Raw genomic sequence first — 2,742 nt, 5'->3', positions numbered from 1 at the left:
GGCATTGCAGGCTCGTATTGGTGTTGTGTGAGAACTCCAACAATACGGGCCTGTTCTCATAGGGATCAATAGGTTACGTCGAAACGGGAACAGACCCTAGCCAGTCAGGTGCAGGCGTGAGGTAAAAGTACGCAGACGGCTCGATCAGGTTGCCGACCGCCACTGAAAGCACAGGCCTGGGCAGACCGGCTTTGCGGCACTCGGTATCGATCACGGCCAGATCGCTGATTGACGGCGACTGCAGGGCGTAGAAAACCGGCCGGCTGCGGTCGAGGTTGAGCGTGAAAGACGATTGATTGATGGTTTCCGAGCGAACCCAGAGGTACAACAATCGGCGCAGGGTGCCGAACACAAGACGACGGAACGGAGAACGGGTCATACGGCTTCTGCTGAGTGAGGGACGAGCGGTTGCCCGAGATGGGCGTCAGTGTGACGTATCCCGAGACGATCGGCAAAAGCCCTGACAGGCCTGCTCAAACGCCTGTCGAGGGGAGGAAGTCCGCAGGGCCCCCGCCACGAGCGCCGTCACTGCCGCGGCGGTACGCATTCGCACGGCTTGAACGAAAAACCTTACGCGGTGTGCCAGGTGATCTCTTCTTCGCCGTCGGCACTGATGCGCATCCAGCGGTCAGCAGTTTCGTCGCTTTCTTCTTCGACCCAGGTGCCCGGTGCGCAACGTACTTCGACGTTGAGCGCTGCGAAGGCTGCGCGGGCGCAGGCGATGTCGTCGTCCCACGGGGTCTGGTCACTGTCCAGGTGCAAGCTGTTCCACTTGCCGACCGCTTTGGGCAGCCAGGTCACGGATACGTTGCCAGCCTTGCACTTCCAGGTCTGGCCCTTCCGGGTCCAGTCGCTGCACGTGCCCAGCGCGTCGCCCAGCCACTGGGCAATTGCCTTGTGGTCGACGTCTGCGTCTTTCAGGTAAATCTCGATATCGGGTTGGCGCATGGGTGCCTCTGTTGAATGCTTATTGCAGCACGAAATAATCGTAGCGCATGGAAACGGTGACCTTGAAAGGTCCTGGTTGTTCGATGACCGCAGTGCGGCGTTCGGCACTGGCACGCCAGCCGTGCGGCGTCATGGCCAGCAGGTCGGCACGCGACTGACCGTCGATCAGCTTGAGCGTATAGCGCAGGGTTTCGCTGTGTTGCAACTGCATGCCTTCCGGCACCAGCGACAGATGCTTGTCGTCGGCATAATCGCGAACTTCATCGTAAAGACGCTGACGCAGCTCCATCAGGTGCTCGCTGGTCGGGCCGACCCGCATCAACCCGCCACCGGGCGTCAGCAGCCGTTTGGCTTCCTGCCAGTCCAGCGGGCTGAACACACTGGCGAGAAACTGACAGCTGGCATCCGGCAACGGGATGCGAGCCATGCTGGCAACCATCCAGGTCAGGTTCGGGTCACGCCGACAGGCGCGTTTGACCGCTTCGCGGGAGATGTCCAGCGCGTAGCCGTCGGCACGGGGCAGCGCTTGGGCAAGCTGCGCGGTGTAATAACCCTCGCCGCAGCCGATGTCCAGCCAGCGTGCCGGGGCGCGCTCGGCTGCCAGTTCCGCCAGCCGTCGGGCCACCGGGGCGTAGTGCCCGGCGTTGAGAAAGTCGCGGCGCGCTTCGACCATCGCCTGGTTGTCACCGGGGTCACGGCTGTTCTTGTGCTGCACCGGCAACAGGTTCAGGTAACCCTGGCGGGCACGGTCGAAACGGTGACCGGCAGGGCAGACCACGCCGTTGTCAGCCGCACTGAGCGGCGCAGAGCAGATCGGGCAAGTCAGCATCAGGCGAGCAACTTGACCAGGGTCTGGTAGTAGATCTCGGTCAGCACGTCGAGGTCGCTGGCCAGAATGCGTTCGTTGACCTGGTGAATCGTCGCATTGACCGGGCCCAGCTCAACCACCTGAGTGCCCAGGGTGGCGATGAAGCGGCCATCGGACGTCCCGCCGCTGGTCGAGGCTTTGGTGTCGCGACCGGTAACACTCTTGATGCTGGACGACACCGCGTCCAGCAGCGCGCCCGGCTCGGTCAGAAACGGCAGGCCGGACAAGGCCCAGTCCACATGCCAGTCCAGTTCGTGCTTGTCGAGGATGGAGGCGACGCGTTGCTGCAGGCCTTCGACGGTCGATTCGGTCGAAAAACGGAAGTTGAAGACCGCCACCAGATCGCCGGGGATAACGTTGGTCGCGCCAGTGCCTGAGTTCAGGTTGGAGATCTGGAAGCTGGTCGGCGGGAAGAAATCATTGCCGTTGTCCCAATGCTCGGCGGCCAGTTCGGCCAGCGCAGGCGTGGCGAGGTGAATCGGGTTCTTCGCCAGATGCGGGTAAGCCACATGGCCCTGCTTGCCGCGCACCGTCAGCTTGGCACCCAGCGAGCCGCGACGGCCGTTCTTGACCACATCGCCCACCAGTGTGGTGCTCGAAGGCTCACCGACGATGCACCAGTCCAGACGTTCCTTGCGCGCGGCCAGGCGTTCAACGACAGCCTTGGTGCCGTGATGCGCCGGACCTTCTTCGTCGCTGGTGATCAGAAACGCCACCGAGCCCTTGTGGTCCGGGTGGTCTGCCACGAAGCGCTCGGCTGCGACCAGCATTGCCGCCAGGCTGCCTTTCATGTCTGCAGCGCCACGTCCGCAGAGCATGCCATGCTCGTCGATCAGGGCATCGAATGGATCGTTCTGCCAGTCCTGCACCGGCCCGGTTGGCACCACGTCGGTGTGGCCGGCGAAACACAGCACCGGGCCGTCGCC

General features: G+C 63.1%; 3 protein-coding genes and 1 pseudogene. All 4 read right to left on the bottom strand.

The features are described from left to right. Nucleotides 1-94: 94 nt before the first annotated feature. A pseudogene (locus DW49_RS0127710) lies at nt 95-379 on the bottom strand (glycerol-3-phosphate 1-O-acyltransferase PlsB); the annotation flags it as partial. Nucleotides 380-570: 191 nt separating this feature from the next. After that, a complete protein-coding gene (locus DW49_RS0127705) occupies nt 571-948 on the bottom strand; it encodes a hypothetical protein (protein WP_005615947.1) in 378 nt (125 codons plus the stop codon). 19 nt (nt 949-967) lie between these two features. After that, nucleotides 968-1,777, bottom strand: a complete 810-nt coding sequence (locus tag DW49_RS0127700) for a putative RNA methyltransferase (RefSeq protein WP_005615949.1) — start codon at nt 1,775-1,777, stop codon at nt 968-970. Then, nucleotides 1,777-2,742: succinyl-diaminopimelate desuccinylase (dapE, locus tag DW49_RS0127695; RefSeq protein WP_024421549.1), on the bottom strand; the 966-nt coding region annotated here is incomplete at its 5' end. The genes dapE and DW49_RS0127700, both read right to left, overlap by 1 nt.

The sequence above is a fragment of the Pseudomonas avellanae BPIC 631 genome (assembly GCF_000444135.1).
GTDB classification, from domain to species: Bacteria; Pseudomonadota; Gammaproteobacteria; order Pseudomonadales; family Pseudomonadaceae; genus Aquipseudomonas; species Aquipseudomonas avellanae.
This window is presented reverse-complemented; position numbering and strand designations above follow the sequence as displayed.